21 protein-coding genes and 1 tRNA gene are annotated in these 17,676 nt (G+C 52.8%); 10 read left to right on the top strand and 12 right to left on the bottom strand.

Annotation, left to right across the window (positions count from 1 at the left end; all coding sequences use genetic code 11):
* The 3 genes from Q0628_RS11175 to Q0628_RS11165 all read left to right on the top strand — a co-directional run.
* Positions 1 to 1,116: DbpA RNA binding domain-containing protein (locus Q0628_RS11175; RefSeq protein WP_298771031.1), on the top strand; the 1,116-nt coding region annotated here is incomplete at its 5' end.
* A 52-nt stretch (positions 1,117 to 1,168) separates the two neighbouring features.
* A complete protein-coding gene (locus Q0628_RS11170) occupies positions 1,169 to 2,041 on the top strand; it encodes a nuclease-related domain-containing protein (RefSeq protein ID WP_298771029.1) in 873 nt (290 codons plus the stop codon).
* 47 nt (positions 2,042 to 2,088) lie between these two features.
* A complete protein-coding gene (locus tag Q0628_RS11165) occupies positions 2,089 to 3,360 on the top strand; it encodes a pitrilysin family protein (RefSeq protein WP_298771027.1) in 1,272 nt (423 codons plus the stop codon).
* A 174-nt stretch (positions 3,361 to 3,534) separates the two neighbouring features.
* On the opposite strand, the gene rplT is transcribed toward Q0628_RS11165, so the two are convergent.
* Genes rplT through infC form a run of 3 tightly spaced genes read right to left on the bottom strand, consistent with a single transcriptional unit; the run spans position 3,535 to position 4,738 of the window.
* Positions 3,535 to 3,885, bottom strand: coding sequence for a 50S ribosomal protein L20 (rplT, locus tag Q0628_RS11160; protein ID WP_298771025.1), 351 nt, complete (start codon positions 3,883 to 3,885; stop codon positions 3,535 to 3,537).
* 11 nt (positions 3,886 to 3,896) lie between these two features.
* The gene (rpmI, locus tag Q0628_RS11155) at positions 3,897 to 4,094 is read right to left on the bottom strand and encodes a 50S ribosomal protein L35 (protein ID WP_072800243.1); all 198 of its coding nucleotides are present in this window, start codon (positions 4,092 to 4,094) and stop codon (positions 3,897 to 3,899) included.
* Between the two features lie 17 nt (positions 4,095 to 4,111).
* Positions 4,112 to 4,738 (bottom strand): translation initiation factor IF-3, encoded by a 627-nt coding sequence (gene infC, locus Q0628_RS11150; RefSeq protein ID WP_298771023.1) that lies wholly within the window; start codon positions 4,736 to 4,738, stop codon positions 4,112 to 4,114.
* Between the two features lie 124 nt (positions 4,739 to 4,862).
* On the opposite strand from infC, the gene Q0628_RS11145 reads away from it, so the two are divergent.
* The 4 genes from Q0628_RS11145 (at position 4,863) to Q0628_RS11130 (ending at position 8,118) form a co-directional block, all read left to right on the top strand.
* Positions 4,863 to 4,934 (top strand) — tRNA-Gly (locus tag Q0628_RS11145).
* A gap of 98 nt (positions 4,935 to 5,032) precedes the next feature.
* The gene (locus Q0628_RS11140; RefSeq protein WP_298771021.1) at positions 5,033 to 6,193 is read left to right on the top strand and encodes a class I SAM-dependent RNA methyltransferase; all 1,161 of its coding nucleotides are present in this window, start codon (positions 5,033 to 5,035) and stop codon (positions 6,191 to 6,193) included.
* A 64-nt stretch (positions 6,194 to 6,257) separates the two neighbouring features.
* A complete protein-coding gene (locus tag Q0628_RS11135; protein WP_298771019.1) occupies positions 6,258 to 7,451 on the top strand; it encodes an MFS transporter in 1,194 nt (397 codons plus the stop codon).
* 22 nt (positions 7,452 to 7,473) lie between these two features.
* Positions 7,474 to 8,118, top strand: coding sequence for an NUDIX hydrolase (locus Q0628_RS11130; RefSeq protein ID WP_298771017.1), 645 nt, complete (start codon positions 7,474 to 7,476; stop codon positions 8,116 to 8,118).
* On the opposite strand, the gene tsaA is transcribed toward Q0628_RS11130, so the two are convergent.
* Together tsaA and Q0628_RS11120 are read right to left on the bottom strand one after the other, a co-directional pair.
* The gene (gene tsaA, locus Q0628_RS11125) at positions 8,031 to 8,831 is read right to left on the bottom strand and encodes a tRNA (N6-threonylcarbamoyladenosine(37)-N6)-methyltransferase TrmO (RefSeq protein WP_298771015.1); all 801 of its coding nucleotides are present in this window, start codon (positions 8,829 to 8,831) and stop codon (positions 8,031 to 8,033) included. The two genes, Q0628_RS11130 and tsaA, sit on opposite strands and share 88 nt — an antisense overlap.
* A gap of 12 nt (positions 8,832 to 8,843) precedes the next feature.
* Complete coding sequence (locus Q0628_RS11120; RefSeq protein ID WP_298771013.1) at positions 8,844 to 9,551, bottom strand: hypothetical protein; 708 nt, start codon at positions 9,549 to 9,551, stop codon at positions 8,844 to 8,846.
* A gap of 62 nt (positions 9,552 to 9,613) precedes the next feature.
* Between Q0628_RS11120 and prfA the strand changes: the two genes are divergently transcribed.
* Together prfA and prmC are read left to right on the top strand one after the other, a co-directional pair.
* A complete protein-coding gene (gene prfA / locus Q0628_RS11115; protein ID WP_298771011.1) occupies positions 9,614 to 10,681 on the top strand; it encodes a peptide chain release factor 1 in 1,068 nt (355 codons plus the stop codon).
* Positions 10,682 to 10,739: 58 nt separating this feature from the next.
* Complete coding sequence (gene prmC / locus Q0628_RS11110; RefSeq protein ID WP_298771009.1) at positions 10,740 to 11,603, top strand: peptide chain release factor N(5)-glutamine methyltransferase; 864 nt, start codon at positions 10,740 to 10,742, stop codon at positions 11,601 to 11,603.
* A gap of 20 nt (positions 11,604 to 11,623) precedes the next feature.
* Here the strand turns inward: prmC and Q0628_RS11105 are convergent, their stop codons facing one another.
* From Q0628_RS11105 to Q0628_RS11075, 7 genes are all read right to left on the bottom strand, one after another.
* Entirely contained in the window at positions 11,624 to 11,815 is a 192-nt protein-coding gene (locus Q0628_RS11105; protein ID WP_298771007.1) for a hypothetical protein, read from the bottom strand.
* 108 nt (positions 11,816 to 11,923) lie between these two features.
* The gene (locus Q0628_RS11100) at positions 11,924 to 12,325 is read right to left on the bottom strand and encodes a septal ring lytic transglycosylase RlpA family protein (RefSeq protein WP_298771005.1); all 402 of its coding nucleotides are present in this window, start codon (positions 12,323 to 12,325) and stop codon (positions 11,924 to 11,926) included.
* A gap of 31 nt (positions 12,326 to 12,356) precedes the next feature.
* A complete protein-coding gene (locus tag Q0628_RS11095) occupies positions 12,357 to 14,267 on the bottom strand; it encodes a tetratricopeptide repeat protein (protein WP_298771004.1) in 1,911 nt (636 codons plus the stop codon).
* 33 nt (positions 14,268 to 14,300) lie between these two features.
* Positions 14,301 to 16,016, bottom strand: coding sequence for a hypothetical protein (locus tag Q0628_RS11090; protein ID WP_298771002.1), 1,716 nt, complete (start codon positions 16,014 to 16,016; stop codon positions 14,301 to 14,303).
* Positions 16,016 to 16,867 (bottom strand): RNA polymerase sigma factor RpoD/SigA, encoded by an 852-nt coding sequence (locus Q0628_RS11085; RefSeq protein ID WP_298771001.1) that lies wholly within the window; start codon positions 16,865 to 16,867, stop codon positions 16,016 to 16,018. The genes Q0628_RS11090 and Q0628_RS11085 overlap by 1 nt, the downstream gene beginning before the upstream one ends.
* A gap of 60 nt (positions 16,868 to 16,927) precedes the next feature.
* Positions 16,928 to 17,224 (bottom strand): DUF971 domain-containing protein, encoded by a 297-nt coding sequence (locus Q0628_RS11080; protein ID WP_298770999.1) that lies wholly within the window; start codon positions 17,222 to 17,224, stop codon positions 16,928 to 16,930.
* Positions 17,221 to 17,574 carry a P-loop NTPase gene (locus tag Q0628_RS11075; RefSeq protein ID WP_298770997.1) on the bottom strand — a complete coding sequence of 118 codons (354 nt, stop codon included), beginning with the start codon at positions 17,572 to 17,574 and terminating at the stop codon, positions 17,221 to 17,223. Before Q0628_RS11075 ends, Q0628_RS11080 begins: the two co-directional genes overlap by 4 nt.
* On the opposite strand from Q0628_RS11075, the gene Q0628_RS11070 reads away from it, so the two are divergent.
* A partial coding sequence (locus tag Q0628_RS11070) for a hypothetical protein (protein WP_298771033.1) occupies positions 17,494 to 17,676 on the top strand: 183 nt, incomplete at its 3' end. The genes Q0628_RS11075 and Q0628_RS11070 overlap by 81 nt on opposite strands.

Genomic DNA, 17,676 nt, shown 5'->3' with positions numbered 1-17,676 from the left:
TATTTTTGGGCTATGATTTCTGAAAAAGACCTTGCTGAACTCGAAAACATTCCCTTTGAACAGCGCATCGAGCGCGTCGAAAAACTTTTAGAAGGCAAAAGCGAGCCCCGCGCCTTTGAACTCGGGCTTTTGCTCGCCTTGAAGATGGGGCAAGAAATTCGCGAGGGCAAGGAACTGGGCAGCACTTCGGGCGACTTGGTCGCCAGCTGGAGCGGAAAGCACCCGGATTCCGTGGTAGAAGAAGCCATTGCGTTCGCCAAGGAATTCTTGATGAACCCGGCAGGGATCGCTGAAAAAATAAAGAAGGGTTTGCAAAAACAGGAAGCCGATGCTGACAGCGAGACACCCTCCCCCACGTGTCACCCTGAACGAAGCGATAGCGAAGTCGAAGGATCTAACGAAACATTAACCGCTATTGACATCGCTGCCGCCGTCATCAAGATTTGGCAGAAAAAGCAGCCGCTATTCCCGGAACTCAAGCCGCTTGACGTTCCGCGCGAAAGAGGTGAACGTCGCGATCGCAGCAACGACAACTTTGGCCTCGACCGCGAAGAAAAGAGCCGCCTCCGCAAGGAACGCAATGAAGGCGCGAACGGCGTCGAAGAAGGCTACCTGCGCTACTACCTAGGTGTAGGCCGCCGCGACCACGTGACGCCTAGAGACATCGTAGGCGCTATCGCCGGCGAAGGCAACATCAGCAGTTCCAACATCGGGCGCATCAAGCTGTTCGACAAGTTCAGCACCGTGGAACTCCCCGAAACCATGCCGCAAGAAGTCCTCGACATTCTCGCCGACATGACGATTCGCGGCAATGAATCCAGATTCCGCCTAATGACCGACGAACCGCCTACCGGCCCCGCTCCGGGAACGCGCCCGCGCGCGAGCCGCGAAGACCGTCGCAGTTTCCACCGCGGCGAAGGCCGCAAGGACTTCGGTGACCGCCACAGCAAAAAATTCGACGATAAACCTTTCGAAAACCGTAAGGCCCGCCGCGAAAAGATGTTCGCCGATCGCAAGCTAGGCAAGTTCGAAGACCGCCCGTTCCGCAAAGACCACGACGAGCGAAGCTTTGGCGACAAGCCTTTCCGCAAAACCCGCCGTTTCGGAAGAGTTTAAGTAAAAGCAAGAGGTTCGCTCCAGCGAGCCTCTTTTTTACTATACTTGCGGCATGACTTTTTCGACCCTCATCGGCATCATTCTGTTGCTCGCCCTCGTTTTTTTTAAGATCAAGGGCAAATCGCCGAAGAAGAATCCGAAAATGTTTCACGGCGATGGCCGACGCAAGACTTTCCGCGATTTTGAGCAGGAACGCCGTAAAGGCTTGAGCGACGGCATTCGCGGACTGGACAAACCTTTTGAATTAGGAGGTTACGGCATCACGCACGCACCTACCCGCAGCGAAAACTTCTTTAAGCCGGATCCGAAATTCAATGACGAGCGCATCGCCAACGACCCACGCGGCATTTTTGGCGAAGCGGCCATGATGGCTTTGACCGCCCGCGTCTGCGACACCGACAAGCGCCGGTACGTTCTGATGCGGAACCTCTACATTCCGGCCCGCGCAGGCTACACCGAAATCGACGCGTTGCTCTTGCACCAGTCGGGCATTTACGTTCTCGAAAGCAAGAACCTTTCGGGCGAAATCGTGGGCGACCTCGAAAACGAGCGCTGGACGCAGCACCTGAACGAGCGCACCGAGCATACGTTCCATAACCCGATTCGTCAAAACATCGGACACATCTTGGCGCTAGAACATTTCCTCAAGATTCGTCACGAGCAGGCGCACTTTATTTCGTTCGTGGTATTCAGCGATCGTTGTACCTTACGAAAAGTGCCCAAGGATAACGAATTCTGGAGCATCGTCCACTGCAGCGAATTGCAAGACGCTCTACTCAAGCGCATCACGGGCCGCAAGACCATTTACAGCATGCAACAACTCGAAGACTTTTATTATAAATTGCAAGGCTGCATGAACGTGAGCGAAGAAGTAAAGAAGCAACACAGGGAATACGCCAGCAAAAGAGGAACAGCGCTTTCTTAATTACAAACCACTTCCTACCGCCTACTGCCTACTTCCTACTAATAAATATGAAACAGATTGTAAAGAAAACAGTTCTCGATAACGGAATCACGATTTTAACGGACTACATGCCGCACGCTTATTCGGTTGCGGTTGGCGTCTGGGTGCCGCGCGGATCGCGTCACGAAGCGAAAGACGAATTTGGCCTGAGTCACTTTTACGAGCACCTGGTATTCAAGGGAACCGAAAATCGTAGCGCACTTGAAATCGCCCGCGCTATCGAAGACAAGGGCGGGAACCTGGAAGCCTACACCACCCGCCAAGAAACGGGATTCTACGCGCAAATTGAACGCAGCCACTTGCCGCTTGCGATCGACGTGATTGCCGACATGCTCATGCACCCGCGCATGGACAAGAAGGAAATGGAAAAAGAACGCCGCGTGATCATCGAAGAAATCCACAGCTACGACGACATTCCCGAAGAAATCGTGGGCGATGTGTTCAATGCCATTCACTTTAAGGGTTGCGGCATCGCGCACTCCATTACCGGCAACATCAAGCAAGTCAAGGCGCTCACCCACAAGCAGATGCTCAAGTACAAGGAGCAAGTCATCAACGAGATTCCGCTCCTGATTTGCGCCTCGGGTAAAGTCAACCACGAAGAACTTGTAGACCTTTGTGCAGAAAAATTCGCACAAAAGAAAGTGAACGGCACTACACCCACCGATATTTACAAGGCAAGCAACAGCGTGAAAGTCGTGCAGAAGCAAGACATTGCGCAATCGAACCTTTTCTGGGGATTAAGCTTTGACCGCAGCCTGATGGACGAACGCGCCCGCTGCGCCCTTTCGCTCTTTAACGTAGCGATGGGGGCCGGCATGGCCAGCCGCCTGTTCCAGAAAATTCGTGAAGACAAGGGCCTTGCCTACTCCGTGTATTCGACCGCCGACGTTTACCTCGACTGTACCGACTGGGGTGTTTCACTCGCCACCGAACCGCACCAGTTGAAAACGGCCCTCGACCTTTCCCTCAACGAAACCAGAAGTTTCTTAAAGCGCGGGTTCAACAAGGGTGAATACGAACGCACCAAGACGAACATCCTCGGCGCCATGTACTTGGGCGCCGACAGCCCCGAAAAGCGCGTCGTGCGCATGGCCGAACAAGTGCTGCACTTGGGTGAATTCCACTCCATGGAACATTCCGAAAAGCTCATCAACGCCATGCCTGAAGAAGAAGTCGTCGCAATCACAAACAAATTATTCAGCGTGGCAAAATTTTCCGCGGCAGTCATTGAACCTGCTGGCCGCAAGAAGACCGAACTGGATATAGATTTCTTTTAACGGGAACGGCCTTTGCCGATTCCTTAGAACGAAAAACACCCTGCAGAAGCAGGGTGCTTTTTCTCGCGTGAAGATGAAGCTTACAGACCGTTCGGCTCTATTGCAGCTAATAAACTACGATATCGCCTCACTCTCACCTTCGTCGCCAGCTTGCGCTTGGCGACTACGGTTCACTTAGGCAGCCTTCACAGTTTCCACGACCTTGGCAAATGCTGCCGGATCGGCGACGGCCATGTCAGCGAGAACCTTGCGGTTCATCTTGATGTTGGCCTTGGAAAGCTTGTAAATGAACTGGCTGTAGCTGATGCCATGTTCACGGACAGCGGCATTGAGGCGGACAATCCACAGAGAGCGGAAGTCACCCTTCTTGTCACGGCGGTGAGCGTAGGCATACTGACCGGCGTGGGCTACGGCGTCAATAGCAAGGCGAAGATTGCTCTTGCGACGGCCATAGAAACCCTTGGCGGCCTTAAGGATTTTTTTGCGGCGTTCGCGGGAAGGAACTCTGGTTTTAGCGCGTGGCATTCTTACACTCCTTATGCAACGACAAGCAGACGCTTGACATGGTAAACATCGACTTTCTTAACGAGAGCGCCCTTACGCAGGTTACGCTTACGCTTCGTGGACATCTTGGCAAGAATGTGGCGCATGCCAGCACGCTTGAACTTGACGTGGCCGGAGCCAGTCAGGCGGAAGCGCTTCTTAGCACCGCTGTGTGTTTTCATCTTAGGCATTTTTACCTCTTGGGTTATTAAGTTGAAGCCTCACCTGCTGCCATGGGCTCGGTTACGGGCTTTGGTGCCTGATCCTGCTTTTTAGCAGAGCCTGCACCGCGTTTCGGACCGTAGATCGAAAGCATTGTATTACCTTCAACCCTCGAATCCATTTCCAAGTCGCCGTACTGGAGCAAGTCTTCCTTGGCACGCTCCATCAGGCGTTTGCCGTAGTCCATGTGCGCCATTTCACGCCCACGGAACTGCATAATAAGCTTGACCTTCATGCCATCCTGCAAGAACTCGGCTGCCTGCTTAATCCTGTACTGGTAGTCGTTCTCGGCAGTCTTCGGGTGCATCTTGATTTCTTTAAGCTTCACCACGTGCTGCTTGGCCTTTGCGGCCTTGGCCTTCTTGATCTGTTCAAACTTGTATTTGCCGTAGTTGATGATACGGCATACAGGCGGCTTAGCATTGGGAGACACTTCCACCAGGTCCAGTCCGGCGTCCTTGGCCATCTGGAGAGCCTGTTTGGTATCCATGATGACAGCCTCGCCATCTTCTTTTACAAGACGGATCGGGGAAATACGAATGTCTTCGTTAATACGGGTTCCGTCGCTCTGTCTGTTCGGCATGCGGCGGTCGCGGGGGTTTTGTAACGCCAAGTTAAGCTACCTCTAGGTAAATGGTTATTTTGGCGGTAAAGATAGCATTTTTTGCAAAAAACTCCAATAGTTTTTTACGAACCCCTTTGAAAATGGGCGAAATTTTGTATAATTGGACTTGCTCGCGGCGGTAGCTCAATGGTAGAGCCTTAGCCTTCCAAGCTAATGGTTGCCGGTTCGATCCCGGTCCGCCGCTCTTAGACCCCTCGTTCGAGGGGTCTTTTTTTGTAAGAATTTCACTATTTGGGAAATAACAAATAATTTCTAAATTTTCTCTTGAGAAAAGAGGTTTCCATGTTCTTCGAACAAGCCATCGCACATCAGATTCCGGGCTACACCCGCGAAGCCGACTCCGCCCACGGCGAATCGCTCGCCATGCTAGACTACAAGGAAGAACTCCACATCAAGAACGACGCCATCCAGGAGTTCTGGGACGTGAACCGCCTCGCCGGGACGCCACAGAAAGTCATCGCGAGTCCGCTCCCACGCGCCTATCGCACCACGAGCAAACGTCGTGTGTTCATGCAACCGGGCAACCTGCAGTTCGACCGCCAGGACTCAATGCTCGAACCAGAAGAACACAACAAGATTTACAACTTCCTGTTCGAGAAGCTGATTACGCCCGCATACAAGCCGCTCGCCTATGCGCTCAACTGGATCATTATCCGCGGCACATACCAGTACCGCGTGGTGATTTTCAACATCAAGAAGATTGACGCAAGCATCGTGCGCAAGCTCAAGCTGATTTCGGATGCCCTGAAGCAAACCCCTTTCAAGGTGACGGCGGCTCACGCCTACGTAGATACGACCGAATCGGATTACTACCTGGAATCGAAGCGACCGACCGAAGGCCTCAACTTCAAGCAACTCTATGGTCCGCGTGAAATGAGCCTATCGCTCGGCAAGTTCAGCCTGCGCTACCCCGTCACGGGATTCAGCCAGATTAACGAAAGCCAAATTCACAACCTCATCAAGGCCGCGAGCCGCATGCTCTCGCTTTCCAAGGAAGATCACTTTCTGGATTTGTACTGCGGTTACGGTCTGTTCAGCTTTGCGCTCGGCGAAGCCGCCAAGGACGTTCTCGGTGTGGAATGGGAAGGTCCGTCGATTGATTGTGCGAAGGCTTCAGCCAAGCACCTCAAAAAATCTTACCGCTTTATCGCTGGCAAGATCGACGAAATGTTCGTGCAGACGCGGCTGCCGCGGCCGATCGTGAACGAACCGGAAAAAATTCTTCTGGACCCGCCGCGCAAGGGCTGCGAACCCGGCGTAATTCACGCGCTCGCAATGAGGAAACCAATTCGCGTGTGCCATGTTTTCTGTGGCACCGACGAAATTCCCGCCTCGCTCAAGGAATGGGAGCGCTACGGTTACCGCGTGCGCGAGGTGCAGCCGCTCGACCTGTTCCCCGGCACCCCGCATCTCGAAACCATCGTGATGCTGGAGAGGAAATGAGATGTGAAATGTGGGATGAGAAATTAAACACTACACATTTCACATTACTCATTGAGGATGGATAATGCCAGCAGAAATACTAACAGCACAAAAGCCCGCTCTCTGGACACGCAACTTCGTAACGGTCGCCGCCGCGAACTTTCTGCTGTTCTTCAGTTTCTACCAGCTGTTGCCGATTCTGCCGCTCTACATTATCGAGAAGTTCCAGACCGACAACGCAACCGCTGGGTTCATCATCTCGCTCTACACCATCGGGGCACTCGCCTGCAGGCCCTTCGCGGGTTTCCTCGTGGATACGCTTTCCCGCAAGCCGCTGTACTTCTGGACGTTCTTCGCGTTTACCGCATGTTTCTTGGGCTACAAGACGGTGGCCATCCTGCCGATTCTTGCCGCAGTGCGCTTTGCCCACGGTCTCTTCTTCGGGATTTCGAGTACCGCAAGCAACACGGTGGCTATCGACGCGCTCCCCGCAAGCCGCCGCGGGGAAGGCATCGGTTATTTCGGGATTAGCGTGAATCTCGCGTTCGCGACCGGCCCGATGACGGGCATGTTCCTGTACGAGGCCTTCGGCGACACCATCGTGTTTATCATTTCCATCGCGCTCTGCATCATCGGGCTCGTTCTCGTGCAGACCCTGAACGTTCCCCGCAAGGAGAAAAAGCCGCACGCACCGCTTTCGCTCGACAGGTTCTTCCTCACGCGCGCCATCCCGCAGTTCGTGAACTTCATCTTCGTAGGGTTCGCCTACGGGCCCGTCACGAACTACATCGCGCTCTACGCGAAGGAACTGGGCATTGGCGGTTCCGGCTGGTTCTATGCGCTCATCGCGGCAGGGCTCATCTTGAACCGCGTTATGACCGGGCGCCTGATTGACCGCGGCTACCTGATTCACCTGGTGGGCACCGGCATGACGCTCAACATCGTCGCATACTTCCTGCTCGCCTTTAGCCACTCGCCCGTCACCTTCTTCGCATCGGCATTCCTCATCGGCACGAGCCTCGGACTTATTTTCCCGGGCTACCAGACGATGTGCGTGAACCTCGCCCGCCACGACCAGCGCGGCACCGCGAACAGCACCTACCTCTCTGGCTGGGACATCGGTATCGGCGCGGGAATCCTCGCTGGCGGTTCGATGGCGGGGCATTTCGGCATGCACCAGCAGGTATTTTTCACCTGCGCCGTCGCACTTGTAATCGCCGACATATTATATTTCACGTGGACCGCAAGGCACTACCTGAAGAATAAGCTGGAAGGGTAATCCCGGCGGAAAGCATCACGATATGAAACCCTGGAAACTGCTCAAAACGGAATACCTGGTAGACGCCCCCTGGCTCAAGGTCGCGAAGGAGACCTGCGAACTCCCGAACGGCAAGGTCATCGACGACTTCTACACGCTATGGCAACCCGACTGGGTGCTGATTCTCGCGCGTACCGCAGAAGGCAAATGGGTCATGACGGAACAGTACCGCCACGGCACCGGGAAAATCGCGCTCGAATTCCCCGCGGGCATCATCGACAAGAGCGAAACGCCGGAACAGGCCGCGCTCCGCGAACTGCAGGAGGAATGCGGATACTGCATAGATTCTTCGACTACCCCTATCGCGCTATGCGCTCCAGGGTCCGCTCAGAATGACACAGTCAGGTTCATCGGGACATTACCGGTGAATCCGGACAGGCATCGCGGCAAGTTCCATGTGGTATTCATTGATGGCGTTGTAAAAGGCGGAAACACCCACTTTGACAGCACCGAAGACATTGAGTCGCTCGAGCTTTCAGACGAAGAACTGCAGGCCAAGATGGCCGACGGGACATTCAATCACTCGCTGCAAATGGCGGGCTACTTGAAGTTTAAATTAAATGCGCGATGCAAATCCTTGTCGCCGTACTTGTCTTCGGCCCCGAGCTTTAAATCTTCGGCAGAATAGCCGCTTGCAATACGCTGCAGCAGCACTTGGCGTTCAGATTCGTCATAACTGAAATGAATGCGGAAGGTGCGGTACGCCAGCACGCCCGTACAGGCATTTTCGTCTACGGTCAAGCGGCGACGTGAACTGTCAAAGACATCTTTCGAAAAATTCCCACGCGAAAGTTGCACCTGGGCAAAACTTTCCAAGTCGAATTCACTGCGTTCGGCAATCCAGCGGTTTTGCGCGGCGAACTCCTCGGACATTTCGATAGCCCATACATCGCCCACCTGTTCTTCAACCCAGCCGGCCTTGGCATCGGGGAACGCATCGGCCATCGGAATGTACGGTTTGATGTCGAGCACCGGAGTGCCGTTCAGCAGGTCTGCCTCGTCTACATACAATGTAAGGCCATCGATTTTCAGGAGCCGCACGCAACTGAGCCCGATAGGGTTCGGGCGATAAGGGCTGCGGCTCGCAAAAGTGCCCACGCGGTCTTTACCCTTGGGCGGTACCGGCGGGCGCGTCGTCGGGCGCCATCCCTCGTTCTCGTGAAACTGGAAAATCACCCAGATGCGTTCAAAACCGTCCAGGTCGCGGAGCGCCATCTCAAAATTCTGCCCTGCATTCAATTCAATCCGGCCCGGATGCCCCGCAAACAGGCGCCCCTGCCTGGGAGCATCGTACTTGTACACGGCATCGCCGTAGAATGTGCCTATCGGGCTGACTTGCATGCAGGAGAACTATTACCTATTCCCGTAGCGGATGTAGTCTATCTTGCCGATAAAGAAGCGGTCTTCGTACCGCGACTGATGATGCGGGTCATAACCGATTCCCAAATCGAACTGCAAGTTGGCGGCATCCGAATAGAGGACCTCCGAAACGCGTTCCTCCCCGTCCAGGGTTACTTTCAAGTCATATCCCATAACAGTCAATTCGCCCATATCTGCCGAGGTAAATTCCACACGTACCGTATGCCATTCGTTCAGGGAAATTTTCCCCGCGGAGAAGATTTCCCAGTCACCTGCGCCACGGATATGGAACCTCAGTTCCGAACCATCCAGACGAATCATCCAGCCAGCTACTCCAGCACCGGGAGGGTCGGCAGAAAAGATATTGGAAAGCGGCAAGGTGTCGGTCGCCATAAAGCGGACTTCAACAACAAAGTAGGAACTCTTGAAGTCATCGCTCAGGGGAACGTGCAGGCCCGAAGTTCCGTCAAGCACAAGGGTTCCGTCCTCCACCTTTACGGCAGGCATGTCTGCATCCAAGACAGCATTGTTCTTGCCGAAATAGTCCTTGCCCACATTCGCCAGATCGTCGAATTCATAGGCGACCGTGTATTCAGCCAGGATTTCTTCCAGAGACGGTCCCGTAGAAGAATCGTCCGAACAGGCCATCATCGCAAGCGACCACAGCAGCAACACCCCCGCCATCATCTTTCCATATTTCATAGCGTCTCCTTTTGCTTATATACGCTACGATAAATCTAGTAAAATATCTAAATTTGCATCCGATGAAAGACAAGGCAAAAAAACTGATTGAAAAGTACGAGGAACTGGAATCGGAACTCGGGAATCCGGACGTTCTTTCTGACCAGGCCCGTTACAACAAGATTCACAAGCAGTACAAGGGTATCGAGAAGGCCGTACAGAAGGCGAAGGAATACCTGCAACTGGTAAACGACCTCGCCGAATACAAGGCAGCACTCGGAGACCCGGATCCCGAGATGGTCGCGATGGCAAAATCCGAAATTTCGGAAATCGAGAAGAAGCTGCCGGGCGTGACCGACGAGCTCCAGATTCTGATGGTGCCGAAGGACCCGTGGGACTACCGCAACGCCACGCTCGAAATCCGCGGCGGTACCGGCGGCGACGAATCCGCCCTGTTTGCGGGAGACCTGTTCCGCATGTACCAGGGCTACTGCAGCCGCATGGGCTGGAAAATGACCATCCAGGATGCGAGCGAAGGCACCGTGGGCGGTTACAAGGAAATCCGCGTATTCATTGAAGGCGACAGCGTATACGGAACGCTCAAGTTCGAAAGCGGCGTGCACCGCGTGCAGCGCGTGCCCGAAACTGAAACCCAGGGCCGCGTGCATACCTCTGCCGCAACCGTCGCCATTCTCCCCGAAGCAGAAGAAGTCGACGTGGAAATTCGCGAAGCCGACATCCACATGGACACCTACCGTTCTTCGGGTGCGGGCGGTCAGTACATCAACAAGACGGACTCCGCCGTGCGACTCACCCACATTCCGACAGGCGTGGTAGTGAGCTGCCAGACCGAACGTAGCCAGCTGCAGAACCGCTTGCATGCCATGGAAATGTTGCGTTCCAAGATTTTGGACGCCGTGATTGCAAAGAAGGAACAGGAAGAAGCCGCGAGCCGCAAGGCCCTGGTGGGCACTGGCGACCGCTCCGCAAAAATCCGCACCTACAACTTCCCGCAGAACCGCGTAACCGACCACCGCATTGGTCTTACGCTGTACAACCTGGACAAGGTCATCACCGGCGACCTCGATGAAATCATCAACGGACTCCAGATGGCAAATGCCCAGGAAAAACTCGGAAAGTTCAACGCTTAATGGATTGCCGCGGCCCCCATACGGGGCCTCGCAATGACGCACGATAGGAATGTCTATAATGCCACAGATGACTGTACTTGAGATTTTGAACCGCACCAAGGTATTCTTCGAAAAGAAGGGTATTCCCGACGCGCGCCTAGACGCCGAGTACATCATCAGTCACGGACTTCAAATGAAGTCCCGCATGGACATTTACCTGAACTTCGAAAAGCCGCTGACCGACGCAGAGCTCGATGTGCTTCGCCAGATGGTGGCACGCCGCGCCAACCGCGAACCGCTGCAGCACATTATCGGCGACACCAGCTTTCGCGGATTCATTATCAAGTGCGACCCGCGGGCACTGATCCCGCGCCCCGAAACGGAAATGCTTGTTGACATGGCGAAGGAACGCCTCAAGGGTACCGACGCCCCGTTCATTGTAGAAGTGGGCACGGGAACAGGGGCGATTTCTATCGCCTGCGCGAAAGAAATCGCCGAAGCGAAAGTGCTCGCCACGGACATTTCTGAAGACGCACTTTCGCTCGCCCGCGAAAATGCAGAAGCGAACAGTCTCGGTGAGAATTTAAGGTTTGCCCAAAGCGATTTGCTCGATGCCGTGACCGACATCGCAAAAATAGACTGCCTGATTGCAAACCTTCCCTACATTCCCGATGGGGAAAAGGGTAAATTGCAACCCGAAGTCGACAAGTTCGACCCGGCACTCGCGCTCTATGGCGGTCCGGACGGCCTTACGCTCGTGCGCAAGCTCTTGCAACAAACCGAAGGCAAGCTAAACGCAGACGCCCCAATTCTTTTGGAAATCGGGTCTGAACAGGCGGAAATCCTGAAGAGCGAAGCCACTTGCTATCCATGGCTTGATTTTGCAGGAATTCACAAGGACTACAACGGAAACATCCGTTTCGTCAGCTACAGGGCAAAATAATCGCGCCGTTTTTACGAAACTTACTGTCCTACAGTACAGCCAAGGGCCGAGAGAACATAGGTTTCGCTTTCACCCATACGGTAATATGGCAGAAGAGTTTCATCATCAACAATGGAACCATCGAATCCATTCAGCTGAAGTTGTTCATCGATGCGACGCTTGAAAGATCTATAGCCGCTGTTCCAAAGATTGTATTCATAGTTGCTGTACATATATTCCTCTTTTCATAGAAAAGCTCACAAACGATCAAGAACCTTTCTGTACAGCAAAATATAGAAACAAGATATGTCATAAAATGACACTCTAAAACATTGGAAAAATTACTCGATAACCGTCGCGGTCACATAGGCATGACCGACCTTGTCCAGGCCAATCTTCTTTCCTGCAGCAACACTCAAATCTAGAATGCGGTCACCCACATAAGGACCACGGTCATTTACGCGGACTTCGACACTTTCACCATTGTCCTTGCGGACCACCTTCAACACCGTGCCAAACGGAAGAGTCTTGTGGGCGCAGGTGTAATCGTCCTGATCGAAAATTTCTCCACTTGCAGTCTGCTTTCCATGAAATCCAGGACCGTAATAACTTGCTTCGCCTTCGATTTTGGTTCCTATTTCGGCTTTTTCACCCGAGGCATAATGCCTTCCTGGAAATCGCACATAACCCTTTCGCGAGGCAATCTTGGCATTAGCCGCCGCACAGCCCGACAACAGAAGCATGGTCGCCGCCAAGACGGCCGCGATATATCTTTTATTCAAAATCATACATGCTGTTGTAGGTATTCTCAAGAACTTCGTCTTCCTTGCTCTTGACCTCGGCCTTCTTTTCTTCGGGGGCCTTGTTCAAGGTTTCGTAATACTGGGCAGACATTTTGTTAATATGTTCTTCGCTGCTTTTCACGCGCTTGCGCAGGCGTTCCAGATCCTGATCAGTCAAGGTCAGACGATTATTCATCCTCTTGGCCGCTTCCTTGCCCCAAGGAGTCTGTCCATGCTTGTCCCGTAATGTCTTGTAAGTCATCATGGTGCTGTCAGCAAGTTCCGGATTCATCTGGAAATAGATAGCTTTCATATAGAGAGACTGTATTCCCGACTGCGTGTCCGGGAATTCCCTATACAGGCTGTCAAAAAGCGTAAAGGCCTTTGCATAGGCGGAATCCACCAGGTCCATCTGGTTTAGCGGCATTTCTGAAGCGACAGTCCAAAGGCTTTCCGCCTCCATATAACGTTCTCTTGCCAAGTCCTCGCGGGTTTTCAGAGTCACGCGCATTCCCAGGTTAGCCTGCGCCTGTTTCGCATATTCCGTATCCGGGTACTTTTCAATGATCTGCTTGTATATTTCTTCCGCAGAATCGGGATCATGCATATATTCATCATAAATAAAGGCCTTTGCATAAGAAGCCCGAAGAGTCTTGAGGCTATCTCCCGATTCATTAATGACCGCGTCAAGGCGTTTCATGGCGCTATCCACTTCGGATAATTTGAACAGGAAGAGTTCGGCAATCAGGAATTCTGACTTGAAAAAATTATCCACGTTCGGAATAGAATCCTTACGCTCCTTGTCATTCTGGTTACGCATGGCGATAAGGCGTCTCAGGGCGTCACGCCGTTCGCGGCTTTCCTGTCCCCACTTGCTTATCGTCCTCGAAATAAAGCTACTATCATAATAGATGACAGCCTTGTCATAGTCGATTGTCTTATGCTGCTCGTAGTCACCTAGGCAGAAGTAACTGCGCGAAGCATGCTCCGAACGCGGATATTCCGAGTTGACCTTTTGCAATATGATAATCGCATCAGGGTAACGTTCCGCAAGCATGGTCACTTCACCAATGCGTACCAGGTAATCGGGTTGCTTTGATTCGTATTCCGGATTCTTGTAAAGTTCCTTATATTCATCGGCAGCCTGCAAATATTCCTTACGGTTTACCAGGCATTCTGCAGCCTGTTCCCCCGCGGTCTGCTGTTCACGGACATTCAGCTCCTTGATTTCCTTGGCCGTATAATGTTCGCGGGCCTTGTCCCAGTTTTCCTTCTTGAAGTACAGGCCCGCCAGTCTGAAGTGGGCCTTGCCACGCATAAAGGGCGTTCCGGCAGTGTCCGCCAAGACGGCCTCGAGCGACGCTATCGCCTGGTCAGGAAATTCCGCCTGTTCATCCAGCAATGACAAAAGGTTCAAGCCCTGGAAATAGTAGGGGTGATCCTTGGAGGCTATGACCGGCTCCAGAGCAAACCGGCTGATATTATATTCCTGGTTACGGTAAAGACAATAGGCGCGCTGGTATTCGACGGCCTGCATGGAATCGTGGTCGGCAAAATAACGTTCAAACTCGTCGTACTTGGTAATCGCCTTGCTCCATTCGTGCTTGTGGCGGAAGGCCTCTCCAATCAGGAATACGGCCTCGGCGGTACGCTTCTTGTTCTTGGGGAAACGTTCCAGCACGCGGGAACCTTTTTCAATAATCTTGTCGTACTTCTGGCGTTCTTCGGAACCCGGCAAGGAATTTTCGCTATCGGGAATGCTGTCCATACGGGCGGCGCGCATTTCTCCGGCCTGTTCATCCAGACGTTCTGCATTGAACATGTGGTTCAAGTAGGCACAGCAAGTACACCCCTCGAAAACGAGGGCTAGCAAAGCCAGCGCTATATAGCGGAACGGAAACATAGTGTAAAGATACAAAAGTTTCTTTGCCAAATCCTAGTACTGATTCAGGTACTTGCTATAGTCGCAAAGTTTAAGCCCCGCCGGCAAGGCGGATTTGTCAAAACGGACCATTCGCACTTCAGCAGGTTTCCCTACCACGCGAGCGAGCATCTCGAAGTTATCCTGAGTTTCCCAAACAGCAGCATCCAACACGAGGCCATCGCCACAATCAGTTTCGCCGGTACTATTTCCGATACCCGAGATTCTGGAATTCTGCTTAAGCAGGCGGTTGAATATTTCCGGTGCGATTCCCAGATGGTTGGAACTCGACGTAGAATCGTAAACAACCACATGTACTTCGCGGAAATGATTAAGCGAATCAAACACCACGGTATAGGTGTGCTTGTAAGGAGCCCTATAGAAGGATTCCTGCCACACATTGTTCGCGACAGGCCTGAAATTTGAAATCGAATACTTCTTGAAAAATTCGCGAGGAGTTGCGCCATAACGTACAAGATAATGTCCAAGCATCGTCGAAAAATCATGCGAAACCGACGGAGACATGGATTCACGTAAACTGTCGACCGCACGATTCAGGTTAGCCGTCAAGCCGTCATTCTTACTGATCGGAGCAGGACGGGTCACGGAAGCTTCTTGAATGCGCTGCTGGATATCGGGATATTCTGGATCCGCTTTCATTATCTCCTGGAACTGCAGACGTGCACGATCAAAAAGGCGACCTTTCATATAGGCACGGCCAAGAGCTTCGCGTAGTGGCAAATTTTCCGGATAGCGCTCCACGAGAGGTTCCAGAATTTCACAAGCTGTCTGAGCCCGGTCCTGCGGGGAAAGAACGACGCCCGCCCCCGGTCCGGGAGGAGACTTTTCGCCGAGCGTTGCGGCAGCTTCGCGTGCCGGTTGAAAATCAGGATTGAACGCCAGGATGCGCTGATAAAGTTTTTCCGCGGCGTCGAAATGTCCCTGGTATTCGCTCAGGAAACCGCGAAGCAGCAAAAGTTCCGCATCAACCGGATACTGCGACAGAGCATATTCCACCAGGGCAGAACAACTATCCAGTTGCCCATTCTGGTGATAAAGTTGAGCAAGCAGTTCATAAGCCCGAGGCATGCCCCCCCCCGTAAGGCTCACAACCGTCTTTATTTCATTGCCCGCCTGGACAACGCCGCCATTTTTCATCAGCAGATAACCAAGCCACAGGTGAATCTCCGGAACCGTCGGAGATTTATCCGCGGCAAGACGCGCAAGTTCCAAGGCGCCAGACTCGTTACCGGTCTGCCAGAGGGTCCGGCTTTCAAGGTAAGAGGATATTCCCGATCCCGGAAAACGGCCCTGCAGCTTACCAATCAAAAGAGTCAGTCGATCGCGCTGGGATTCAGAAAGTTCCGGAAGTTCAAACAGAACATTCACTTCGCCCCAGATTGCCGGCAACAGGTCAGGATAAAGAACGAGAATTCCTTCAAAAATATCGTACGACGCTACATAGGACGCGCTCCGAGCCAGTTCTACTGCACGGCGCAATTCCGTCTGAACCTGAATAGGCAGACCCGACACTTCCTCATTGAAATCCGGAGCATCACCCTGCAAGATAACCGAGCCCGGCGGGAGGCCATAAGGAACTCCGCCTAGAACAATCTTGTTTGGGCCATACATGTCGTAAAGACGAAAACCCGCTATCGAAAGAAGAGCTCCACAGCAGAGCGTCAAAAAGAGATAGGCCGCCTTGCGAGCCGAAGAAGGGGAATTTGCCATTATTTATCCAGGAAATCGGCCAACTTTTCTTTATGTTCCTTGCTTTTCTGCAAACGGCGCAAGGTCTTGTTCTTGATCTGACGCACGCGTTCGCGACTCAGTTTCAAATCTTCGCCAATATCCTTGAGGGTTGTATCTTCCACCGTATCAAGTCCGTAGAACATGCGGAGGATTTCTTCCTCGCGCTGAGGGAGAGCGGACAATGTTTCCTGGATGAGCTTCTTGCGCTCGTCCTTTTCCATTTCTTCATCCTGGTTACCATCGGTACCAAGAACGTCCATCAGGGTACTGACCGATTCACTGCTGCCAGAAACAGTCGTGCTATCACCGATAGGAGCATCCAAGGAAATGTCGACGATCTTTTCCATGACCTCAACAATATCCTTTTCGAAGGGGGCAAATTCGTCCATGGCAATCGTTCGGTCATAATCGCCATCGTTCTGCATCAGCGCGCGCTTGAAGCGGTTCACCAGCGCAAGCTTGTTGGGCGGAATTCGGACCGCGCCCACCTGTTCAAACAAAGCCTTCTGAATAGATTGGCGGATCCACCACACGGCATAGCTGATAAACTTGACATCCTTGTCCATATCAAAGCGCTTCGCCGCCTTGAACAAGCCCAAGTTTCCTTCGTTAATCAAATCCAGCAGGGAAAGTCCGCGGCCTTGATACTTGCGGGCAACACTCACCACAAAGCGCAGGTTACCGCGTATCAAGCGCTGCAAGGCCGACTTGCGTATTTCTTCGGTCTCTCCGTTCTTGACAATCGACAAAAGAGCCGACTCTTCCTGGGGAGTCAGGGTCGGGTAACGATTCAAGTCGCGAAAATACAACGCTTCGTTTGCATCACTCATAAAAATACACACCTATAATTCGTCGAGGAAAATCCTCGCAGGCATAACAAATATGTCTTTTTACTTTATTTTCGTCAAGTTATATAACTTATCGTAAGGGTAAATTCCCGAATTGTGGCCGTCGCTGAAGGTAAGCCCCGCAGCATAGCGTCCGATAGACTGAATCTTCATTAGCGCAATATCGGAAGGCACCGTCGAGTCGTCAAGAATCTTTTCACCGGTATGTTCATCTACACACAAGGCACAGGGACACGCCAGGCGCAGATTCCGGACACTGGCGGCACCACGCGTGCCGTCGTTCCATTCAAATCCAAGACAACCGTCCTTGGTCCTGAAAACTTTCTTAGGCTGGATCATACTTCTTCCTCCGGAAGCTCCGCAAATTCGTAATTGAAGGTCTTGAGAACACCGTCTCCTTCGGCTCTGAACACGGAAAGCGTGCGCACCATGGCATCAGCGGCCTGCATGAACGCCTTTGCCGATTCGGAATTCGGGTAGCGCAATACGGCAGGAGTCCCCTGGTCACCGCAATCGGCAACTGCGGGTTCAAGCGGAACTTTCGCAATCAGAGGGACTCCCCAGCTCTTGGCGATGCGCTCGCCGCCACCCTGACGGAAGATATTGTGATGCTTGCCACATTCATCACAAATGAAGTAACTCATGTTCTCGACGACACCGACAACCGGCACGCCAACATTATCGAACATGGCAAGACCCTTACGGCAATCAGCAAGGGCTACTTCCTGCGTGGTTGGGGCCCGATGCTCGACATCGACGGTTCCGGCAAAATTTACCTATCCATGCTCGCC

The sequence above is a fragment of the uncultured Fibrobacter sp. genome (assembly GCF_937877005.1).
Taxonomy (GTDB): domain Bacteria; phylum Fibrobacterota; class Fibrobacteria; order Fibrobacterales; family Fibrobacteraceae; genus Fibrobacter.
Note: the sequence above shows the minus strand (reverse complement) of the source record. Positions and strands in the feature narration are given on the sequence as shown.